Origin of the sequence: Sphingomonas metalli (genome assembly GCF_014641735.1) — a bacterium.
Classification (GTDB): domain Bacteria; phylum Pseudomonadota; class Alphaproteobacteria; order Sphingomonadales; family Sphingomonadaceae; genus Sphingomonas; species Sphingomonas metalli.
This window is the reverse complement of sequence record NZ_BMIH01000001.1, coordinates 1,090,029-1,110,803: the sequence shown is the minus strand read 5'-3', so window position 1 is coordinate 1,110,803 and position 20,775 is coordinate 1,090,029. Positions and strand designations below refer to the sequence as shown.

Genomic DNA, 20,775 nt, shown 5'->3' with positions numbered 1-20,775 from the left:
GCGCCGCCCCGTGGCTGTGGTGGTCAGAAGTTGAACCGCACACCTGCGTAGAAGGAGCGGCCGATCGGATCGTAGAGCGCGACGTCGGTGCCGTTCTGCGAACTGGCGACGAAGGGCAGCGCCTTGTCGAACAGGTTGTTGACGCCGAACCGCAGCTCGAACTGCTTTTCCACCTTCACCGTCGCGAAGGCGTCCCACAGCGAATAGGCGGCGACGCCGACCTGTGCCGTGGCCGGGGTCAGGACGGAGCTGACATCGGCGAGCCTGTCCTGATAGCGCCAGCGCATCCCCAGGGTTCCCCCCTCCGAGCGATAGCCGAACGAGGCGAGGCCCTTCCACTTGGGTGTCGCGCGCGGCGGCACGCTCGTCGGCCCGGCGCCGCCGTTGCTGATCCCGGTATAGTCGAGGAACGCGGTGCCCGGCAGCAGCTGCACCTTGTAGTTGCGGGTCCAGTCGGCACCGGCATTGACGAACAGCCGGCTGGTCTCCCCCAGGAAGGGCGCGGCGACGCTCCAGTTGACCTGCACCTCGACACCGTCGGTGCGCAGCCCGCCGATGTTGAGATAGGGGGTGTTGACCGTGTCGATCTCGCCCGTCGCGGTCCGCCGGATCAGCGCGCAATAGGCGTTGCCCGCATCGTAATTGGGGTTGGTTCCGTCGAGGTTGAAGCATTTCGACAGGACGGTGAGGCCGGGTACGGTCGAGATGACGTTGCTGACCTTGATGTTGTAATAGTCGACCGACAGGGTGAAGTCGCCGAGCAGCCCGTCGCGCGCAGGGGAGTCGAAGACGAAGCCGGCGTTGAACGTGTCGGCCTTTTCCGGGGTCAGCCCGGTATTGCCCGCGATCGTCTGGCCGGTGGCGGTGGTGGGGAAGGTGTAGGATCCGATCGCGGCCTGCGGCACGCCCTGCGCGACGCACAACGTCGCGACGCGCGCGCCGTTGCTGCCGGTGCGCGCGGTCGAGCGCACGTCGCACGGATCGCCCAGCGCGCCGGGCGGCGTGCCGATGACCAGCTGGGTGCCCGAGGCCGGCGTGAACAGCTCGCCGATATTGGGGGCCCGCACCGCGCGCTGGTAGCTGCCGCGCACCAGCAGCGCCTGGATCGGCCGCCACCGCGCATCGGCCTCGTAGCTCGTCACCGAGCCGGTCACGGAATAGTCGGACAGGCGCACCGCGGCGCCGATCCCCAGCTCGTGGAAGAAGGGCTTGTCGGCGAGGAGCGGGATATCGATCTGCGCCGCGATTTCCTTGACCGAGATGTTGCCCGAGGCCGGCGCCGAGGCGATCACCGATTCGATGTTCTGCGCGCGCAGATCGCTGTCCGGCACATAGTCATAAGTGTTGCGGCGATAGGCGGCGAGGATCGCCAGCTGCGCCGGGCCTGCCCCGAGATCGAAGAGGCGGCCGTTGATCTGCCCCTGCACCTGGGTCTGCGACAGGCTTTCGCGGGAGAAGGCGGTCTTGGTGATATAGGCGACGCAGGCCGGCGACAGGCTGCGCGCATTGGCGTCGCCGAAGATGTTGAGGCCGCCCGAACATTGCGACGCGCCGCCATCCGCGGCGCTGAGCAGCGCCTGGACCCGGCTCTTCAGGATCGCATTGTTCAACTGCTGGTCGTGGACCGACCGGTCGTACGAGGCGAAGGCGTCATAGGTCCAGCCGGGCGCGATCTCGCCCTTCACGCCCGCCAGATATTGCTGGATCGTGTAATCCTCGTTCCAGTTCTTGTACGGCACGCCGACATAGCGGCCGTTCCAGGTGAAGTTGGCGGTCGGGTTGGGCCGCGACGCGAGGATGGTGCGCAGCGCCGCCGGAATGAACGGGTTGGTGACCGGGACGGTCGTCAGCTGTCCGAACTGCGTCAGGCTGCCGCCGCTGGCGGTGTTGACGGCGAGATCGACATACATGAACTGGCCATAGACGGTCAGTGCCGGCGAGACCGTGTAATCGGCCTTCATGAAGGCGGTCTTGCGCTGGAGCCCGTTCTGGAAGTCGATCTGCTGGCCGACGGGCATGCGCACATTGTTGCCGACGATCAGATAGCCGCCGCCGTTGCGCTGCCCCTTGTAGTTCACCGCGCCGGTCTGGACGAACAGCGAGCCGTCATTGTTGAAGCCGAGGTTGAGGAGCGGGTTGATGCTGGACGTGACGCCATAGCCCGAGAAGACGCCGTTGACCGCGGCGGCCGTCGGCGCGTTCGTCGCGCTGGGAACGAAGGTGCCGGTGCCGATGAAGGACGAGGGCGTCTTGTCATAGAAGAAGGGGCGCGTGCTGCCGTTGACCGGATCCTGCTTGGCATAGCTGAACGCGGCGACGACGTTGCCCCGATCGTCGGCGAACTTGCTGCCGAAGGCGACCGAGCCGTTGAAGCGGTAGGAGTCGCCGCGCTCGCTGATGCCGTTCTGCAGATCGACGCGAACCCCCTGGAGGCTGCGCACGGTCTTGAAGTTCACGACGCCCGAGATCGCGTCCGACCCGTACACCGCCGATGCGCCGCCGGTGATCACGTCGACGCCGCCCAGGATCGCATCGGGCAGGATGTTGATGTCGACATTGCCGTTGATGTCCGACACCGGCAGGCGGCGACCATCGAGGAGCACCAGGTTGCGGTTGGAGCCGAGGCCGTGGAGGTTGACCGTCGAGCGGCCGCCGGTGCCCTGACCGCCGGTATTGCCGTTGCCGGCGGTGGTGAAGCTGGGGATCTGGTTCAGCGCGTCGACGACGTTGACCGCGCCGGTTTCCCGGATCGCCTGATCGCTGACCGAGACGATCGGGCTGGCGGAGCTGTTGTTCGGGCGCTGGATCAGCGACCCGGTGACGATGATGTCCGGGGCATCGGCCTCGCTGTCGCCCGACGTGGCGGTCGGGTCTACCGCGGGCGTGTCGGTCGGAGGTGCGGTGACCTGTGCCGCAACCGGAGCGGCGACGCTGACGCCGATCGCCAGAAGCGACGACGAGAGCACGAAGCGCGTGCGCGAAAACCCCATAGCAATCCTCCCATGCCGCCGGTGGTCCGGCGATCTTGGCAGGATCATTAGTGTTACGAACTGGTTCCTGTCAATCGATCATGGATGCGCGTCGGGGCGAGCGTCGCGGCGCACCCAGGACAGCAGGATGTCGGCGACCTGCGCCGCCCGCCGCGCGATCGCCGCGGGACTGGTCATGTCGACCCCGAAATTGTGCGCGAAGGTGAACTGGTTCGAGACGTTGTAGAAGGCGAGCGCGGTCATGTTCATGTGCAGGTCGACGGGATCGATCCCGCGGCGGAACAACCCCTCCGCCTCGCCCCGGGCGAGGATCTGCGACAGGATGTCGATGACCTGTCGGTTGCCGGCCGGCAGCCCGTCGATCTGCTTCAGATGCTCCGCCCGGTGGATGTTCTCGCTCATCACGAGCCGTACCAGCTCGGGATGTTCGGAATGATAGTGAACGTCGTGCTCGATCAGCCGGCGCAGCGCGTCGACGGCGGTGCCGCTGTCAATATCGACCTGCACCTCGCTGGCGCGGACCCGGCGATAGGCGCGCTCGAGGACGGCGCGGTAGAGTTCGTCCTTGCTGCCGAAATAATAGTAGATCTTCCGCTTGGTCGCCTTGCCCGCGATCTCGTCGATGCGGGCCCCCGCCAGGCCCTTCTCCACGAACTCCGCCGTGGCGATGTCGAGGATCGCGTTGATCGCCTCTTCGCGGACCTGGGCGCGACTGCGTCGGACGGGCTTGTCGGTCGGCTCGGGAGCCTGCGCTGATGCTGACGGCATGATCCCCGGTCCTAATGCGCAGGCGGAGAGAGGCAAGTCTCGCCACTTTGAATAAATGTGACGAACCAGTTCCTATTACATCTTTTCGCATGCGGTTGGGGATGGTAGCAGGAAGGCGACGCCAACAGGCGCGCAACAGGACAGAGAGGACAGCCGAATGCGATTCGCGAGCTTCATCATGGTCGGGCTGCTGCCCGCGCTGATGCCGGGGGCGGCCGGCGCGCAGGCTCGCGACTTCCCGGTCGCCGCGACGCCGGTGCTGGAGGATCGCTTCCCGATCCAGCCCGTCGCATTCCCGAACGGGGTGAAGGCCTATCGCGACGTCACCTATCAGACGCTGCCCGGCTATCGTCCGCAGATCGTCGACATCTACGTCCCCGCGTCCCCGGGGCCGCACCCGCTGATCCTCTACATCCATGGCGGCGGCTGGATCGGCGGGCACACCCGCCATTCGGGCGCGCTGGCCGATTTCCCGAAGGTGCTCGCGGCGCTCGCGGCGGAGGGCTTCACCGTTGCCAGCCTGGAATACCGCCTCTCGGGCGAGGCGAAGTTTCCCGCACAGCTCCAGGACGCGAATGCGGCGCTGCGCTTCCTGCACAAGAACGCTGCGGCCTATCGCATCGACCCGGCGAGGACGGGGCTCTGGGGCGGGTCGGCGGGCGGCCATCTGGCGGCGCTGACCGCCGTGACCTGCCGCAACACCGCGCTCGATCCCGCCGCAGCGGGCGACCCCTGCGTGCAGGCGGTGGTGACCTGGTACGGCGTCTACGACTTCACCGGCATGAACGCGACGCCGGACGGCAATGCGGCAGGGGGCAAGTTGCTGGGCTGCCAGGGGGCGTGCCCGGCCGATCGGCTGCGCGCGGTCAGCCCGGTGACCTATATCGACGCCAAGGACCCGCCGTTCCTGCTGATCCACGGCACCGGGGACAAGGTGGTTCCCGTCGACCAGTCGCATCTGGGCGAGGCGGCGCTGAAGGCGGCGGGCGTGCCGGTCGAGGCGATCTACATCCCCGCGGTCGATCACAGCTTCATCGGCGCGACCCCGGCCGCGACGCGCGACGCGACGCTGAAGGCGACCAACGCGACCTTCGACTTCTTCCACAAGGTGCTCGGGGTGGCGCGGCGATGATCCGCCGCATCGCCCTCCTCGCCGCTACGCTGCTGCTGACCGCCGCGGCCGCACCGCCGGTCGCGGTCACCGGCGAAGGCAGGGTGGAAGGCGTGGCGCTGGCATCGGGCGTCGACGCCTGGCTGGGCGTGCCGTTCGCGGCGCCCCCGCTGCGCGCCCTGCGCTGGAAGCCGCCCCAGCCGCCGGCGAAGCGCAGCACCACCTATCATGCCGACCGCTATGCCCCCGAATGCCTGCAGCCCCTGCGCGGCAGCCGGCAGAACCATTATTTCGGCGAGGAGGCGACCAGCGAGGACTGCCTCTACCTCAACATCTGGGCGCCGCGCCGGACGCGCAAGGCACCGGTGGTCGTCTGGATCTATGGCGGCGGCTTCAACATCGGCTCGGCCTCGATGGCGAACTATTCGGGCGAGCCGCTGGCGCGCGCCGGCGTCGTCCGCGTCAACATCGCCTATCGCGTCGGTCCGCTCGGCTTCCTGGCGCATCCCGAGCTGACGCGGGAGAGCGGCTATGGCGGCTCGGGCAATTACGGATTGATGGACCAGATCGCGGCGCTGCGCTGGATCCGTCGCAACATCGCCGCCTTCGGGGGCGATCCCGACAATGTCACGATCGTCGGCCAGTCGGCGGGATCCATGTCCGTCGCGCTGCTCCAGATGAGCCCGCTGGCACGGGGCCTGTTCCAGCGCGCGGTGGGGATGAGCGGCAGTCCGTTCGGCGGGATGCTCGGGCCCGCGCCGCTCGCGACGGCGGAGGCGCAGGGCGTGGCGCTCGCCCGGGAGCTGGGCGCCGCCTCGCTCGCCGAGCTGCGCACCCTGCCGGGGGACCGGATCGCGGCCGCGCAGACCGCACGCGCGGCGATCGTGCGCGACGGGCATGTCGTCACCGGCAGTGCCGCCGAGGTGTTCGCGGCCGGACGGCAGTCGGACGTGCCGATCCTGATCGGCTATACTCGCGACGAGAGCTTCCGTCCGCTCGGCCCGGTCCGCACGCGCGCCGATCTGGCCAGGGTGCTGGACGATCGCGCGGCGCCGCTGATGGCGGCCTATGACAGCGGCGATCCCGCCCGCGACGCGCTGGACATCGCGCGCGATTCTACCGTCGGGGTGCAGGTCGCCGGATGGGCCGAGCATCAGGCGCGGTTCGGGCGCGCCCCCGCCTATGCCTATCTGTTCACCCGGCGGCAGCCCTATGCGCCGGGCATCGGCTTCAGCGATCACGATCCCGCGACGGCCGGCGCCTATCACACGGGGGACGTACCCTACTGGCTGCGGACCCGCGATGCGCTCAACCTGTTCCGGCAGACGCGGATCTGGGAACCGGGCGATGTCGCGCTGGAGCGCGAGATTTCGGACGCGCTGCTCGCCTTTGCCCGCATGGGCCGGCCGGCCAGCCCGATGCTGGGCGCCTGGCCGGCCTTCCGCTCGCAGGAGCCCCGGCTCGTGTTGCTGGCGCCGCAGAGCCGCGTCGTCGCCTGGCCGCATTTCGCGGACCTCGCCCTGTTCGCCGATGCGCCGCCGATACCGCGCGCGTCGGGGACGCGGCCGCGCGATTGACGATGCTCGTCGCCCTGGCGTTGCTGCTGGCCGCGCCGGCCGGGGACCAGCCCGTCTGCGCCCCGGACCCGGAACTCGACTATGTCTGCGGGGCGGAGAAGCCGGAGGACGTGCTGGCGATCCCCGGTACGCCGTGGCTGATCGCCAGCGGCTTCGCCCCCGGGGCGGGACTGAAGCTGGTCGATACGCGCGGCCGCAGCGCGATGCGCTGGTACACCGGGCCGCCCACGCCCCCGCCGCGCGACGGCACATGCCCCGGACCGCTCAACCCGGCGCTGTTCAATGCCCGCGGCCTGTCGCTGCGGGCGACCGGGCCGAAACGCTGGCAGCTGCTGGTCGTCAATCATGGCGGCCGCGAATCGATCGAGCGGTTCGACGTCTCGCTGGACCGCGACCGGCCCCGATTGCGCTGGCGGGGCTGCCTGCCGATGCCAGCGGGACAGGTCGGCAACAGCGTTGCGGCCTTTGCCGATGGCACCATCCTCGTCACCGTTCTGACCCGTCCGGGCACGACGATCGCCGACTTCATGCTCGGCCGGCCCACCGGCGGCGTGTGGCAGCATCGGCCGGGAGTGCCGGGCTTCACCCTGCTGCCCGGGACCGAACTGCCCGGTAACAATGGCCTGGAAGTCGATCCCGACGAGCGGCACTTCTATGTCGTCGCCTTTGGCTGGCATGCGGTGCTCGTCTTCGACCGGGCCGATACGCGCGTGCCGGTGGCGCGGATCGATGCGCCCGATTTCCTGCCGGACAATATCCACTGGAGCGGCAACCGCCTGCTCCTGGCCGGGATGCGGCTCGACGAGCCGGCCTGTGGCGGGCTGCGCCGGGTGGAGAACGGCGTCGCCGATCCCATGCTCTGCCATCGCGGCTGGGTGGTCGGCGCGCTGGACCTGAAAGGCCGCCGGATCGCCACCGTCGCCTATGGCCGGCCGCAGCCGGGGTTCAACGGCCTGTCCGCCGCGACCTTCGTCGGGACGGAGCTCTGGCTCGGATCCTTCCAGTCCGCCCGTCTCGCCATCGTCCGTCCCCAGCAGGAAACGCCATGACCCCGACCCCGGCATCGCCGAACGCGATCGCGACCGTCTCGATCAGCGGGACGCTGGAGGACAAGCTGCGCGCCGCCGCCGCCGCCGGCTTCCGCGCGGTGGAGATCTTCGACACGGACTTCGTCGCCTCTGCCCTGTCGGCGGAGGAGGTGAAGGCGCTGCTCGACCAGCTGGGGCTGACCTGCGTCCTCTACCAGCCGCTGCGCGATTTCGAGGGGATGCCCGAACCCTATCGCACCCGCGCCTTTGCGAGGGCGCGGCAGAAGTTCGCGGTGATGCGCACGCTCGGCTGCGACCGGCTGCTGCTCTGCTCGAACTGCGCGCCGCAATCGCTGGGCGACCGCGAGCGCATCGTCGCCGACCTGCGCGACCTGGGCGATCTCGCCGCCGACCATGGCGTGACGGTCGGGTACGAGGCGCTGGCCTGGGGGCGGCATGTCGACGATCACCGCACGGTATGGGACATCGTCCAGGCGGTCGACCACCCGCATATCGGCATCCTGCTCGACAGCTTCCACTCGCTCTCCCGCAGGATCCCGAGCGAATCGATCCGGGCGATCGATCCGGCCAAGCTGGTCTTCGTGCAGCTCGCCGACGCGCCGTTGCTCGACATGGACTATCTCTACTGGAGCCGGCATTTCCGCAACCTGCCGGGCCAGGGTGGGCTCGACCTGACGGGCTATGTCGCGGAGATCCTGCGCATCGGCTATGACGGGCCGCTGAGCCTCGAGATCTTCAACGACCGGTTTCGGGCGAACAGCGCCGAGATGGTGGCGCGCGACGGCCTGCGCGCGCTCGATGCGCTGCGCGACGCCGCCGCACGCAAGCTCGGCCGAACGCCCGCCATGCCCGCACGGGCGACGATCGAACGGGTCGAGTTCGTCGAGTTCGCGGTCGCCGATGCCGATCGCGCCGATCTGGCGGCGATGCTGGGCAGCGCCGGCTTCGACCGGATCGGCACTCATCGCAGCAAGCGGGTCGAATTGTGGCGGGCGGGCGCGGCGAACTTCGTGCTGAACTTCGAGCCCGACGGCTTCGCGGAAGCCTATCGCGTCACCCACGGCACCGCGATCTGTGCGATCGGGCTGGTCGTGACCGACGGGCCCGCGACCATCGCGCGCGCGCGCGCGCTCGGCATGGCCGAGCATCCCAGCGACATGCCGGCGATGCCGGCCCTGCGCGGTGTCGCCGGCAGCCTGGTCTATGTGATCGATGCAGAAGCCGCCACGACGCTGTGGCAGGACGAGTTCGTGATCGATCCCGGCGCACCGGGCGGCGCGCCGCTGGCCGTGACCGCGATCGACCATCTTGCCGCGACCGTCACCAATGACGAGTTCCTGTCCTGGCAGCTCTATTGGCGGGCGCTGTTCGACGTCGAGGTGCAGACGCCGCAGGACGTGATCGATCCCAACGGCCTCGTCCAGAGCCAGGCGATCCGGGGGCGGAACGGCACGTTCCGGATCACGCTGAACAGCACCGATGCCCGCAACGCCCTGTCGGCGCGGTTCCTCGACCAGTCGTTCGGCGCGGGCTTCCAGCATATCGCGCTGGCGGTCGCGGACATGGACGAGGCGGCCGCGGTGCTGGCGAAGCGCGGACTGGAGCCGCTGCCGATCCCCGCCAACTATCATGACGACGTCAGCGCCCGCTTCGGCCTGTCGCCCGACGAGGATGCGCGCGCCCGCCGCTACGGCATCCTGATCGACGAGGAGGGACCGGGCCGCCGCTACCGGCAGCTCTACAGCCGCGCCTTCCTCCGCACCTTCTTCTTCGAATATGTCGAGCGGCGCGGCTATGACGGCTATGGCGCACCAAACGCCACCATCCGGCTGACGGCGCAGAACCGCTTCCGGCCCGCGCCGCCGCCCGATTAATCCAGCACGATCCGGCGGACGTCGCCGAGGATGAAGATGTACGAGAGCGCCCCCAGCAGCGCGACGACACCGATGAAGGCGAGCGCGTAGAAGAAGCTGCCCGTCGTCGCGACGATGGCGCCGACCACGATTGGCGTGACGATGCCGGCGAGGTTGGCGGCGAGGTTGAACACGCCGCCGGTCACGCCCAGCATCCCCTCCGGCGCCAGATCCGACACGAGCGTCCAGCCGAGCGCCGCCATGCCCTGCGCGAAGAAGGCGACGCTGAGGATGGCGATGACCGCGATGTTGCTCTCGACGAAATTGGCGCCGATGATCGTCGAGGCGAGGAGCAGGCCCAGGATGATCGGCAGCTTGCGGGCGACATTGGGCGAATGGCCCTGGCGGAGCATCCGGTCCGACCACCAGCCGCCGAACAGCACGCCGACCGAGGCGGCGATGAAGGGCGCGACCGCGAAGATGCCGATCTTCAGCCAGTCCATGTGCCGCTCGGTCGCGAGATAGGTCGGAAACCAGGTCAGGAAGAAAACGAGGGTCGAATTGCCGGCGAACTGGCCGAGGCAGATGCCCCACATCTGCCGGGTCCGGAGCAGCCTGCCGGCGCCCGTCCAGTCGAATTTCGGGCGGACGGGCTGGTCGAGCAGCGCGCCGCCCGCGACGATCAGGTCCAGCTCCGCCTGATTCGCCCGGCTCTGCCGGGGCTCCCGATAACCCGACCACCACACGCCGGCGAACAGGATGCCGATCGCACCCGCCACGACGAAGAGCGACCGCCAGCCGAAGGCCGCCATCATCGCAAACAGCAGCGGGCTGAGAAAGGCGAGGCCGATATATTCGCCCACGGTATAGACGCCGGTCGCGAAGGCGCGCTCCTGCCGCGGGAACCAGGTCGCGACGACGCGGCTGTTGGCGGGGAAGCAGGGGCTTTCGGCGACGCCGAGCGCCAGCCGCAGCCCGATCAGGGTAGCGACGCCGCCGACAAAGGCCTGGAAGAGCGTCAGCAGCGACCAGAGGCCGACCGACAGGCAATAGGTCAGCCGCGTACCGAACCGGTCAAGAAAGGCACCGCCGGGCACCTGCGCCGCGGCGTAGGACCAGCTGAAGGCGGAGAATATGACCCCCATCAGCGCCGCGTCGATGCCGAGTTCCCTGGTCAGCGACGGCGCCGCCACGCCCAGGATCGTCCGGTCGAGATAATTGATGAGCGTCCCGGTCGCGATCAATGCCAGCATTGTGTGCCGGACGCGCGTCGGCCGCGCCTCTCCGATATGGCTGACTGCCATGCCCCTCTCCATCATTATGCAGGCTTGATACGTTACGAACGAGTTCGTAACAATAGCGTATCGCCTAGTCGCGGGCGCCTCTATCGCGGTAGCACCGTCCCGGTCGACTGTGGACCGACGGGCGCAGCCGCTGGTGCCGGTCCGCGCGTGCGGCGATGGGCGGGGCCGTGGGTCTGGCCGCTCCAGGTCCGGATCCTCGTCCGAGGATCAGGTCCGCAGTCGCCGCAGCGCCTGCGGCGGCTGACCGAAGGCCCGGACGAAGGCCCGCCGCATGCGCTCGGGATCGCGAAAGCCCGTGCCGGCGGCGATCTGTTCGATCGGCTCGCGCGAGTTCTCGACACGCTCGCGCGCCGCTTCCAGCCGCAGTCGCTCGACCGCCTTGGCCGGACCCGTGCCGACCTCCCGGGTGAAGGCGCGGGAGAAGTTGCGCGGGCTCATCGCCATGCGCGCCGAAAGATCCTCGATCGTCAGCCGCTGCGACAGATTGGCGCGCATCCAGTCGAACAGCTGCGAGAATGGGGTGGCATCGCCGCCCAGTTCGGCCAGCGCGGAGAATTGCGACTGGCCGCCCGGGCGACGGTAATAGACCACCATCTCCTGCGCCACGCGTCGCGCAACGGCTTCGCCCAGATCGTCGGCGATAAGCGCCAGCGCCAGGTCGATCCCCGCGCTGATCCCCGCGGAGGTCCAGACCGTGTCGTCACGCACATGGATGCGATCGGGCTCGACCCGCACCCCGGGGAACTGACGCCGGAGCTGGTCGGCGTGGCGCCAGTGCGTCGTCGCCCGGCGCCCGTCGAGCAGGCCGGCCGCCGCCAGCAGGAACGCTCCCGAGCAGACGCTGCACATGCGCCGCGTCCGGCCGGCGAGTTGGCGCAGCCAGCCGGTGCTCGCCTCGCATCGCATGGCCACGCGGCAGCCGTCGCCGCCGACCACCACGAACGTGTCGACGGGGCCGCACGCCGCCACCGGAACGGTGTCGATCGCGATGCCCGACGAGCTTCGTACCGGCCCGCCGGCAAGGGACAGTACGGTCGGCTGATACGCATCGGGTATGCTGCGTCCTGCGATCTCGAACGCCGTCATCGGGCCCGCGGCGTCGAGGAGCTGGAAGTCCGGGTAGAGGAAGAGTCCGACGACACGGGGCATTGGCAGGAAATGAGGGATCACTGTCATTTGGTCAAGGACGATCCCCTGCCATGATGCGCACAGTGGCCCGAAGGGGCGTATCCGGAGCAGAATTATGAGCCGACCACCATTGCCGCCGTTCGACATGGCCGGAGCCGTCGCCAAGGTCCGCCGTGCGGAAGACGCCTGGAACAGCCGCGATCCGGACGCCGTCGCGCTCGCCTACACCCCCGACAGCCAATGGCGGAACCGTTCGGTGTTCCTGACCGGACGGGAGGCGATTGTCGACTTCCTGCGGCGCAAATGGGCGCGGGAGCAGGAGTATCGCCTCATCAAGGAGCTGTGGACCTTCGCCGGCGACCGCATCGCGGTCCGCTTCGCCTATGAATGGCACGACGAGGCCGGGCAGTGGTTCCGCTCCTACGGCAACGAGAATTGGGAGTTCGACGAAGCCGGCCTGATGCGGCGCCGGATCGCCAGCATCAACGATCTGGCGATCGGCCCGGCCGACCGCTTGTTCCACTGGCCTTCCGGCGTCCGGCCGCTCGATCATCCCGGCTTGAGCGACCTTGGGCTATAGGGTCCGGGTCGGCGCCCCGCCTCATCCTTTCGCCGAGACCGCGGCCAGTTCCTCCAGATCGAGATCATGCTCGAGGTCGTGCAGCGTCTCGTCGTCGATGCGCCCGGCGCGGTGGAGGCGGACCAGCTCGGCCCGGCCGGCGGTGACCGCGGCGATGATGACGTCGAAATGGCGCGCGATGGCTTGGCTGCGCTCCTCGTCCGTACCCTCGAACCGGTCCGCGGCGGTGGCACGGGTCTCGTAGCGGCGCAGCAGCATCGGATGGATCAGCCGGCCCTCGGCATCATAGGCGGCGCGGCGCACCGCCTCGAACTGGGCGCGGAACATCGTGGTCTCGGCCGCGTGCAGGTCGAGCGGCGGCAGGGCGGCGCGGTCCTCTTCGGGCCGGGCGGCACGGATCATCCAGCCGAGCGAGGTCCCCTGCACCAGAACGGTGACCAGGATGGTGACGAAGGCGGTGACCAGCATCAGGTCGCGTGCCGGCATGGTCTCGGGGAGCGACAGGGCGACCGCCAGCGTCACCACGCCGCGCATCCCCGCCCAGCTCATCACCAGCGCGGCCCGCGGGCCGAGCGGCCGGGCGCGGGCGACTCCGGCCCGCCGCAGCCCGGCGAGCATCGCGTCGTTGCCGAATATCCACAGGAAGCGCGCGCCGATCACGGCCGCGACGATCAGCAGCACCGGCGCGGCCATCGTCTCCAGGATCACGCCGGCGCCGCCCACCCGGTCGAGCACGCCGCGCAGCGACAGGCCGATCAGCATGAACACCGCTGCTTCGAGCAGGAAGACGAGCACCTGCCAGAAGGCGAGGGCGCGGATGCGCACGCTCGCGCTGAACACGACATGCTGGTACCAGCCGCAGGTCAGCCCCGCCGTGACGACGGCGATCACGCCCGAGACGTGGAGCAGCTCGCCGGCGATATAGGCGCTCCAGCAGACCAGGACCGTCGCGGCGATGCGCGAGGTGTCGTCGTCCAGCCGCCGGAGCAGCAGCACCCACAGCCCGCCGATCGCCGCACCGACCGCGATCCCGCCCAGAACGAGGAGGAAGAAGCTGCCGGTCGCCGCGCCCAGGCTGAAGCTGCCCGTGAGTACCGCGGCGACGGCGAAACGGAAGAGGACGAGCCCGGCGGCGTCGTTCAACAGGCTTTCGCCCTCCAGCAGCGTGGTCAGCCGGCGGGGCAGGCGCACGTGCTGGAGGACGGCGCGGGCCGACACGGCGTCGGGCGGCGACAGGATCGCGCCGAGCGCCACGCAGGCGGCCCAGGGCAGCGCGGGCACCAGCAGCCGCGTGACGATCGCCACCACCGCGGTCGTGAAGAAGACCGCGCCCACCGCCAGCGACAGGATGCCGGCCATGTGCCGGCGGAAGGGCGCGAAGGCGGTGAACCAGGCACCGTCCATCAGCAGGGGCGGCAGGAAGAGGACGAGGACCAGTTCCGGATCGATCTCGATCCCGGGCAGTCCGGGCATGAAGGCCAGCGCGCCGCCGCCCACGATCAGCGCCGCGGCGGGCGGCAGCGCCAGGCGGCGCGCGACATAGTGGAGTCCCAGCACCGCCAGGAACATGGCGACGATCAGCTCGAAACTGGCGGCCGGATGCACGAAGCCCTTCTCCGATCATGCTTTTCCGGCAGCAGCTGTGCTAAACGTCCCGCCCGGGGTCAATCGGCGCGATGCTCCTCCAGGCGTGCGGTGACGAAGGCCCGCTCGGCATCGGCCAGGGCGCCGGCGGCGCCGAACAGCCCGGCGGGACCGAAAAGCGCATCGACGATTCCCTCGCGCCCGGCGGCCGCCCAGCGGGCGGCCAGCGTCTCCGCCATCGGATCGGCGGCGGCGCCCGGCGCGCGGACGAAGCCGGTCCAGGCGGCCAGCGCGGTGAGGGTGGCGGGGCTGTCCCGGCCGGCAGCGCGGTTGTCGGCCAGCGCCTCCAGCCAGCGCGGGCCGATCTTCTGCGAGCCGTCGGTCGCGATCTGCGCAAGGCGATGGGGCAGCGCCGGGTTGGCGAAGCGGGTGAGGAGCAGGTCGGCATAGCGCGCCAGATCCTGTCCCGGGGCCGCCGCGACGCTCGGCGCGGCCTCTGCACGCATCAGCCGCTCGACGAGCGGGCGGATCGCGGGATCGGCGATCGCCTCGTGGACGAAGCGATGATCGCGGGCGAGGCCGAGACAGGCGAGCGCCGAATGGGCGCCGTTGAGCATGCGCAGCTTGGCGGTTTCGAAGGGGCGGACATCGGCGACGAACTGCGCGCCCGCGACGTCCCAGCGCGGGCGCGGGCCGGCGAAGCGATCCTCGATCACCCATTGCGCATAGGCTTCGGTGACGACCGCGCCCTCGTCGCGCAGCCCGGTCGCCGCGGCGACGCGGTCGAGATCGGCGGGCATGGTCGCGGGGACGATGCGGTCGACCATCGTCGCGGGGCAGGCCCACCCTTGCTCGAACCAGGCTCGGTGGCGCGGCGACACCGCATCGAGCCATTCCGCCAGCCCGGCGCGGAGCGTCGCACCGTTGGCGGCGAGATTGTCGCAGCTGATCAGGGTCAGCGGCCCCGCGCCGCGATCGTGCCGCGCGATCACGGCCTCGCCGAGATAATCGTAGATGGTGCGGGGACCGGCGGTGTGCGCCGCCGGGTCGCGCGGGCTGTCCGGACGCCGGGCATAGCCCTTCTCGGTCACCGTCAGGGTGACGATCTTCGTGTCGGGATCGGCCAGCGCCTCCGCCACGGCGTCCGGCGCGGACGGGGCGACGAGCACCGCGCGCACCGCCTCGACCAGCCGGATCGCCTCGCCCGCGGGCCCGCGCTCGGAGACGGTGTAGAGGCCGTCCTGCGGCGCCAGTTGCGCGCGGACCTGGGGCGAGCGGAGCGACACGCCGGTGATCGCCCAGTCGCGATCGCCCGCCGCCATGGCGGCGTCGGTGTACCAGGCCTGGTGCGCGCGGTGGAAGGCGCCGATGCCAAGATGGACGATGCCGCGCCGCTGCGCGTGCCGGTCGTAGCCGCCCCAGGCAATGCTGTCGGGCAATGTGCCGGCGGTCGCGTCGGACAGTCTCACAGCCTGTACGCCCGGCGGACGAGCCCGTCGGTCAGTTCGCGGGCGAGATCGGCCGCCTCCCACTCCTCCAGCCGGTGCTCGGCGACCAGCCGGGCGAGCCAGGCGCAGTCCACCCGCCGCGCGACGTCGTGCCGGGCGGGAATGGAGAAGAAGGCGCGGGTATCGTCGTTGAAGCCGACCGTGTTGTAGAAGCCGGCGGTCTCGGTCGTCATCTCGCGGAAGCGCCGCATGCCTTCCGGGCTGTCGTGGAACCACCAGGCCGGCCCGAGCCTGAGGCAGGGATAGTGGCCGGCGAGCGGCGCCAGTTCGCGCGCGTAGCTGCTCTCGTCGAGCGTGAAGAGGATGATCGTCAGGTCGCGCTCGCCGCCGACCACGTCGAGCATCGGTTGGAGCGCGCGGGTATATTCGGTGCGTACCGGGATGTCCGCGCCGCGATCGCGGCCATGGCTGGCGAAGAGCGCCGCATTGTGGTTGCGGAAGGAGCCGGGATGGATCTGCATCACCATCCCGTCCTCCACCGACATGCGGGCCATTTCGGTCAGCATCTGGGCGCGGAACAGCTCGGCATCCTCAGGAGTCCAGCGACCGCCGACGATCCGGGCGAACAGCGCCTCCGCCTCGGCGGGCGAGAGGTTGGCGGTCTGCGCGGTCGGGTGGCCGTGGTCGGTCGCGGTCGCACCGACCGCCCGGAAATCGGCCCGCCGCCGCCGGTGGGCGGCCAGATAGCCGCGCCAGCCATACACGTCCTCGCCGGTCAGCTCCGCGAAGCGCGCGAGCGCATCCGGGAACTGCTCGTGCTCGACATCGATCACGCCGTCGGGGCGGTAGGTGGTGGTGACGCGGCCCGGCCAGCCCGAGGCGCGGATGCGCCGGTGCGGGTCGAGGCTGTCGTGCGCACCCTCAGTGGTGGCCAGGAAGTCGATCCGGAACCGGTCGAACAGCGCGCGCGGACGATAGCCGGGCTGCGCGAGCTTCTCGCCGATCGTATCGAAATAGAGGTCGGCGGTGGCACCCTCCAGCGCGACGTCGAAGCCGAACACCTCGGCGAAGACATGGTCGAGCCACAGCCGCGACGGGGTGCCGCGGAACAGATGGTAATGCTCCGCGAAGACGCGCCATGCGGCGCGCCGATCGGTCGCCGGCTCCCCGTCGCGGCGGGGAATGGCGAGCGCGTCGAGCGCCACGCCCTGGCTGTGGAGCATGCGGTAGAGATAATGGTCGGGCTGGAGGAGCAGCGAGGTCGCGTCGGTCCAGGGCCGGTCGTCGGCGAACCAGCGCGGATCGGTATGGCCGTGGGGGCTGACGATCGGCAGATCGCGGATTTCCGCATAGAGCGCGCGGGCGATGGCGCGCTGCGTCGGATCGCTGGGGAAGAGCCGGTCGGGATGCAGGACGAGCGGCCGGGTCATGCCGAGGCTCCCAGCATCTGGCGGGCATGGACGAGGCCGTGCTCCAGCCCGCGCAGCTCCGCGAGCCCGCGCAGCCGGCCGATCAGCGAATAGCCGGGATTGGTCGCCTTGCCGAGATCGTCGATCATCTGATGGCCGTGGTCGGGGCGCATCGGGATGCTGCGACGCTCGGCGGCGGAAAGCGCCACCACCTCCGCGACCACGGCCGCCATCTGCGCGTCGCCTTCCAGATGAGCGGCTTCGTGGAAGACGCGTTCGCGCTCGTGGCGGACCGAGCGGAGATGGAGGAAGCCGATCCGGCTGCCGAGGCGGCGGACCATGCCGGGCAGGTCGTTGTCGAGCCGTGCGCCGAAGGATCCGGTGCACAGGCACAGGCCGTTGGCGCGGCTCGGCACCCGCGCGAACAGGTCGGCGACGTCGCGTTCGGTGCTGACGACGCGCGGCAGGCCGAAGATCGGGAAGGGCGGGTCGTCCGGATGCACGACCAGCCGGACGCCCGCCGCCTCCGCCGCGGGACAGACCGCCTCCAGGAAGGCGACGTGGTTGGCGCGCAGCCGGTCGGCGTCGATGCCCCGATAGTCGTCCAGCGCGCGGAGGAACTGGGCCGAGCTGAAGCTCTCCTCGCTGCCCGGCAGGCCGGCGATGATCGTACGCTCCAGCCGGTGGCGCGCCGCCTCGTCCATCGCGGCGAAGCGCCGGGCGGCGGCGTCCTGCACCGCGGGCGCATAGTCGTCCGTCGCGCCGGGGCGGCGGAGCAGGTGGATGTCGTAGGTCGCGACCGCCTCCCACTCGAAGCGGAGCGCGCGCGCGCCGTCGGGCATCGCATAGGCGAGGTCGGTCCGCGTCCAGTCGAGCAGCGGCATGAAATTATAGGTGACGGTGGTGATGCCGTTGGCGCCGAGATGGGCGAGGCTGGTGCGATAGGCATCGAGCAGCGCCTCGCGGTCGGCCGCGCCCGTCTTGATATGCTCATGGACCGGCAGGCTCTCGACCACCGTCCAGTCCAGCCCCGCAGCGCGGATCATCGCCTTGCGCGCGGCGATCGCCTCGTGGCTCCATACGGCCCCGTTGGGCAGCTCGTGCAGCGCGGTGACGACCTCGGTCGCGCCGGCCTGACGGATATGCGCCAGCGGCACCGGATCGTTCGGCCCGAACCATCGCAGGGTCTGCGTCATCAACACCGGCGTGTGATCCTCCCGGTCAGCGCGTGCCACGCGGCACCTCCGAAACCTCGATCGCCGAGACGATCGCGTCCCCCTTCACCGGCACGAACGCCAGATCGAGCGTGCCGCCGCGCACCGCGACGGTGGCGGTGCGGCGCAGCGCCTTGGCGGTGCCGCCCGCCGCCTGCGCGACGTCGAGCGACTTGACGATGGCCGCGCCATTGGCGGTGACGTCGAACAGGCGCGCTCCGGCAGCCAGCGCCGGCTCGACGAAGGTCAGGGTCACGGCATAGCGGCCGTCCCGGACCGGTATGTGATAGGCGAAGCGCCCGCTGCGGTAGGTCGCGGCGATCGCGGCATCCTCGGTGCCCGCGATGGTGGCGGTGACGGCGGGCTTGCCATAGTCGGCCGGCTTGTTGAGCGTGCCGGCGCTGCCCCCCTCGAAGAACGCGTCGGACCCGAAGCGCAGGCGCGCCTGCGGTGCGACGATCGCGCCCGAATCGATGCGGATATGGGCGGCGCTGTCTGGTGACAGCGTCCAGCTCACCCGGTCCTCGACCGGCGTAGCCCCGCCCTGCGCCCGGGCGACGACGATATTCTCGCCGGCGGACAGCGCCACCCGCGGCCAGACGCAGATGCGGTCCGGGCAGTCGGTCTTCACGCCGAGCGAGCGGCCGCCGAGCAGCAGCTCGGTCGAGGACGCGTTGCTGTAGACGCGCACGTCGGTGACGGCATAGGCGCGATCGGTATAGCGGCGGCCGGCGATGTGCACGGTCGGCGCGCTCGTCCAGTTCGCCTTGTAGAAATAATAGGCGTCCTTGCGGATCTGCCGGTCATAGGTGACCAGCCCCTTGGTATTGATGTCCTGCGCATCGCCCTCCGCCCGGATGGTGGTGGCGAAGTCGAACGAGTTCCACAGCCAGGTGCCCCAGAGATAGGGGCGCGCCTTCAGCGTCTTCCACGCCTCTTCGTGGATATAGCTCTCATATTCCTCGGGCTGGACGCGTCCCCGCGAGTCGATCGGGCCGCCATGGACGTCGTCGGTGTGGATGGTGGTGGCGCCGCCCGCGCCATATTCGGTGACGGACAGCGGCTGTTGCGGCCGTTTGGCGCGGAGTGCGTCGAGCGCGGGGCCGAGATCGCCGGGCGCGCCGAAATACCAGCCGAAATAGCGGTTGGCGCCGCCCAGATCGGCCTCGGCGGCGGTGATCGGGATGTCCACCCCGTCGTCGAACAGCCGGCCCTCGCAGCAGGTCGCCAGCGCGGTCGGGCGCGAGGGATCCTCCTCGTGCGCGAGCGTCTGGAGCGTGCGCAGCAGCGGCAGCGGATCGGGCGCCTTGCCGTCGGCGAAGCCGGTCAGGAAGGCGGGGAAGGAGTTGCCGAAATCGACCTCGTTGGCGATCCCCCAGTTCACCACCGAGGGATGGTTGCCGTTCTGCCGGATCAGCTCGCGCAGCTGCTGGCGGGCGTTGTCGACCAGCGCCTGGCGCGGCTGCATCTCGCCGCGCCGCGTCCAGGCCGAAACCAGCGGGATCTCGTCCCACAGGAGGATGCCATAGCGGTCGGCGAGGTCGTGGATCGTGCTGCCATGCTGGTAGTGGGTCAGGCGGATCGCGTTGACGCCCATCTCGCGCATGATCGCCAGATCGGCCTCGACATCGGCCGGGGCGATCGCCCAGCCCTTGCCTTCCCGGTCCTGGTGATAGCCGACGCCGCGCAGCTGGACGTGCTGGCCGTTGAGGAACAGGCCCTGTTGGGGATCGATGCGGATGGTGCGGATGCCATAGGGCTGGCGCATGCTGTCGAGGACGCGGCCGCGCGCATCGGCGACCTCGGTGACGAGCGTGTAGAGATAGGGATCGGCGGTGCCCTGCCAGAGATGCGGCCGGGGCACGTCGAGCGTCGTCGCGATCGCCTGCGCCGGACCGGGGGCGAGCGCCACCGTCTGGCTGCCGCTCGCCGCGACCGCGCCCGCCGCATCGATCAGGCTGGTGGTGAGACGCACGGCCGTCCGGCGCTTGCCGTCATTACCCAGCCGGGTGTGGATCGCGATCCGCGCCGCCTCGGGCGTGGCGGCCGCGGTGGTGGCGAGGATGCCCGGTCCGCCGAAATCGCCGAGATCGATATGAACGGGATCGACCGTCACCAGCCGGACGGGGCGGTAGAGGCCGCCATGGACGAAGAAGTCGCCCGTCAGCGGCAGGACGTCCGCGGTCGGCGCGCCGTCGGTCGCGGGTGCGCTGTTGTCGGTGCGCACGACCAGCAGGTTCTCGGCACCCGGGCGCAGCGCGTCGGTGGCGTCGAGCCGGAAGCGCGAGAAGCCGCCGTCATGGTCGCCCAGCTTGACCCCGTTGAGCCAGACGCTGGCGATCCGGCTGGCCGCGTCGAATTCGAGCCAGCTGCGCTTGCCGCGGACGGCGGCATCGGGCGTGAAGCGCAGCCGGTACCAGCCGGCACCCTGCGCCTTGTTGACCGTCTCGGCGCGATGGATGTGGCTGGCGGGATCGGGCCGGTAATAGCCGACGCGGTTCCAGCTGTGCGGAACGCTGACCGCCGACCAGCCCGAATCGTCGAAGCCGGGTGCGGCGGCACCGGCGGGGGCGTCGCCCTGTTGGAAGCGCCAGCCCTCGGCGAGGATCGTCGTCTGCCGGGGCGCGCCGCGATCCGCGGTCGCTGCGGTCTGGGCCGCCCCCGGCAACGCGGCGCCGGCCAGCAGCAGGGCGGCGGTCAGCCGCGTGGTGGGGTGGATCATTAGGCCTCTCCGATCTTTCGGAGCTGCATACATCGTTC

At 70.1% G+C, this 20,775-nt stretch carries 14 protein-coding genes; 5 read left to right on the top strand and 9 right to left on the bottom strand.

Annotated elements, in window-relative coordinates; all coding sequences use genetic code 11:
• Positions 1-23: 23 nt before the first annotated feature.
• Both IEX18_RS05500 and IEX18_RS05495 read right to left on the bottom strand, forming a co-directional pair.
• On the bottom strand, positions 24-2,990 hold the full coding sequence (locus IEX18_RS05500) for a TonB-dependent receptor domain-containing protein (protein WP_229664381.1): 2,967 nt from the start codon (positions 2,988-2,990) through the stop codon (positions 24-26).
• A gap of 78 nt (positions 2,991-3,068) precedes the next feature.
• Positions 3,069-3,758 carry a TetR/AcrR family transcriptional regulator gene (locus tag IEX18_RS05495; RefSeq protein WP_188657649.1) on the bottom strand — a complete coding sequence of 230 codons (690 nt, stop codon included), beginning with the start codon at positions 3,756-3,758 and terminating at the stop codon, positions 3,069-3,071.
• 157 nt (positions 3,759-3,915) lie between these two features.
• Here IEX18_RS05495 and IEX18_RS05490 point away from each other — a divergent pair, with 157 nt between their 5' ends.
• From IEX18_RS05490 to IEX18_RS05475, 4 genes are read left to right on the top strand one after another with little or no spacing between them, the layout of a single operon-like run.
• Positions 3,916-4,890, top strand: a complete 975-nt coding sequence (locus tag IEX18_RS05490) for an alpha/beta hydrolase (protein ID WP_229664380.1) — start codon at positions 3,916-3,918, stop codon at positions 4,888-4,890.
• On the top strand, positions 4,887-6,446 hold the full coding sequence (locus IEX18_RS05485; protein ID WP_188657648.1) for a carboxylesterase/lipase family protein: 1,560 nt from the start codon (positions 4,887-4,889) through the stop codon (positions 6,444-6,446). Before IEX18_RS05490 ends, IEX18_RS05485 begins: the two co-directional genes overlap by 4 nt.
• Positions 6,447-6,448: 2 nt before the next feature.
• Positions 6,449-7,495 carry an SMP-30/gluconolactonase/LRE family protein gene (locus IEX18_RS05480; RefSeq protein WP_188657647.1) on the top strand — a complete coding sequence of 349 codons (1,047 nt, stop codon included), beginning with the start codon at positions 6,449-6,451 and terminating at the stop codon, positions 7,493-7,495.
• Positions 7,492-9,369 carry a bifunctional sugar phosphate isomerase/epimerase/4-hydroxyphenylpyruvate dioxygenase family protein gene (locus tag IEX18_RS05475; protein ID WP_188657646.1) on the top strand — a complete coding sequence of 626 codons (1,878 nt, stop codon included), beginning with the start codon at positions 7,492-7,494 and terminating at the stop codon, positions 9,367-9,369. The genes IEX18_RS05480 and IEX18_RS05475 overlap by 4 nt, the downstream gene beginning before the upstream one ends.
• On the opposite strand, the gene IEX18_RS05470 is transcribed toward IEX18_RS05475, so the two are convergent.
• Both IEX18_RS05470 and IEX18_RS05465 read right to left on the bottom strand, forming a co-directional pair.
• Positions 9,366-10,652 carry an MFS transporter gene (locus IEX18_RS05470; protein ID WP_229664379.1) on the bottom strand — a complete coding sequence of 429 codons (1,287 nt, stop codon included), beginning with the start codon at positions 10,650-10,652 and terminating at the stop codon, positions 9,366-9,368. The two genes, IEX18_RS05475 and IEX18_RS05470, sit on opposite strands and share 4 nt — an antisense overlap.
• A gap of 207 nt (positions 10,653-10,859) precedes the next feature.
• The gene (locus IEX18_RS05465; protein ID WP_188657644.1) at positions 10,860-11,801 is read right to left on the bottom strand and encodes a GlxA family transcriptional regulator; all 942 of its coding nucleotides are present in this window, start codon (positions 11,799-11,801) and stop codon (positions 10,860-10,862) included.
• A gap of 94 nt (positions 11,802-11,895) precedes the next feature.
• Here IEX18_RS05465 and IEX18_RS05460 point away from each other — a divergent pair, with 94 nt between their 5' ends.
• Entirely contained in the window at positions 11,896-12,360 is a 465-nt protein-coding gene (locus IEX18_RS05460) for a nuclear transport factor 2 family protein (protein WP_188657643.1), read from the top strand.
• Between the two features lie 21 nt (positions 12,361-12,381).
• On the opposite strand, the gene IEX18_RS05455 is transcribed toward IEX18_RS05460, so the two are convergent.
• Genes IEX18_RS05455 through IEX18_RS05435 form a run of 5 tightly spaced genes read right to left on the bottom strand, consistent with a single transcriptional unit; the run spans position 12,382 to position 20,737 of the window.
• Positions 12,382-13,965, bottom strand: coding sequence for a Na+/H+ antiporter (locus IEX18_RS05455; RefSeq protein WP_229664378.1), 1,584 nt, complete (start codon positions 13,963-13,965; stop codon positions 12,382-12,384).
• A gap of 59 nt (positions 13,966-14,024) precedes the next feature.
• Positions 14,025-15,413, bottom strand: a complete 1,389-nt coding sequence (locus IEX18_RS05450; RefSeq protein ID WP_229664377.1) for a mannitol dehydrogenase family protein — start codon at positions 15,411-15,413, stop codon at positions 14,025-14,027.
• Positions 15,410-16,822, bottom strand: coding sequence for a glucuronate isomerase (uxaC, locus tag IEX18_RS05445; RefSeq protein ID WP_188657642.1), 1,413 nt, complete (start codon positions 16,820-16,822; stop codon positions 15,410-15,412). Before uxaC ends, IEX18_RS05450 begins: the two co-directional genes overlap by 4 nt.
• Positions 16,819-18,036: a mannonate dehydratase gene (gene uxuA, locus IEX18_RS05440; protein ID WP_229664376.1), complete on the bottom strand. Its 1,218-nt coding sequence runs from the start codon at positions 18,034-18,036 to the stop codon at positions 16,819-16,821. Before uxuA ends, uxaC begins: the two co-directional genes overlap by 4 nt.
• A complete protein-coding gene (locus IEX18_RS05435; RefSeq protein ID WP_188657641.1) occupies positions 18,023-20,737 on the bottom strand; it encodes a glycoside hydrolase family 2 TIM barrel-domain containing protein in 2,715 nt (904 codons plus the stop codon). Before IEX18_RS05435 ends, uxuA begins: the two co-directional genes overlap by 14 nt.
• Between the last annotated feature and the right edge of the window lie 38 nt (positions 20,738-20,775).

Excerpts from the sequence above, each read along its gene's own strand:
- IEX18_RS05495 (WP_188657649.1), bottom strand. The coding sequence starts at position 3,758 with ATGCCGTCAGCATCAGCGCAGGCTCCCGAGCCGACCGACAAGCCCGTC.
- IEX18_RS05480 (WP_188657647.1), top strand. The coding sequence starts at position 6,449 with ATGCTCGTCGCCCTGGCGTTGCTGCTGGCCGCGCCGGCCGGGGACCAG.
- IEX18_RS05460 (WP_188657643.1), top strand. The coding sequence starts at position 11,896 with ATGAGCCGACCACCATTGCCGCCGTTCGACATGGCCGGAGCCGTCGCC.
- IEX18_RS05470 (WP_229664379.1), bottom strand. The coding sequence starts at position 10,652 with ATGGCAGTCAGCCATATCGGAGAGGCGCGGCCGACGCGCGTCCGGCAC.
- IEX18_RS05475 (WP_188657646.1), top strand. The coding sequence starts at position 7,492 with ATGACCCCGACCCCGGCATCGCCGAACGCGATCGCGACCGTCTCGATC.
- IEX18_RS05465 (WP_188657644.1), bottom strand. The coding sequence starts at position 11,801 with ATGCCCCGTGTCGTCGGACTCTTCCTCTACCCGGACTTCCAGCTCCTC.
- uxaC (WP_188657642.1), bottom strand. The coding sequence starts at position 16,822 with ATGACCCGGCCGCTCGTCCTGCATCCCGACCGGCTCTTCCCCAGCGAT.
- IEX18_RS05490 (WP_229664380.1), top strand. The coding sequence starts at position 3,916 with ATGCGATTCGCGAGCTTCATCATGGTCGGGCTGCTGCCCGCGCTGATG.
- IEX18_RS05485 (WP_188657648.1), top strand. The coding sequence starts at position 4,887 with ATGATCCGCCGCATCGCCCTCCTCGCCGCTACGCTGCTGCTGACCGCC.
- IEX18_RS05435 (WP_188657641.1), bottom strand. The coding sequence starts at position 20,737 with ATGATCCACCCCACCACGCGGCTGACCGCCGCCCTGCTGCTGGCCGGC.
- IEX18_RS05500 (WP_229664381.1), bottom strand. The coding sequence starts at position 2,990 with ATGGGGTTTTCGCGCACGCGCTTCGTGCTCTCGTCGTCGCTTCTGGCG.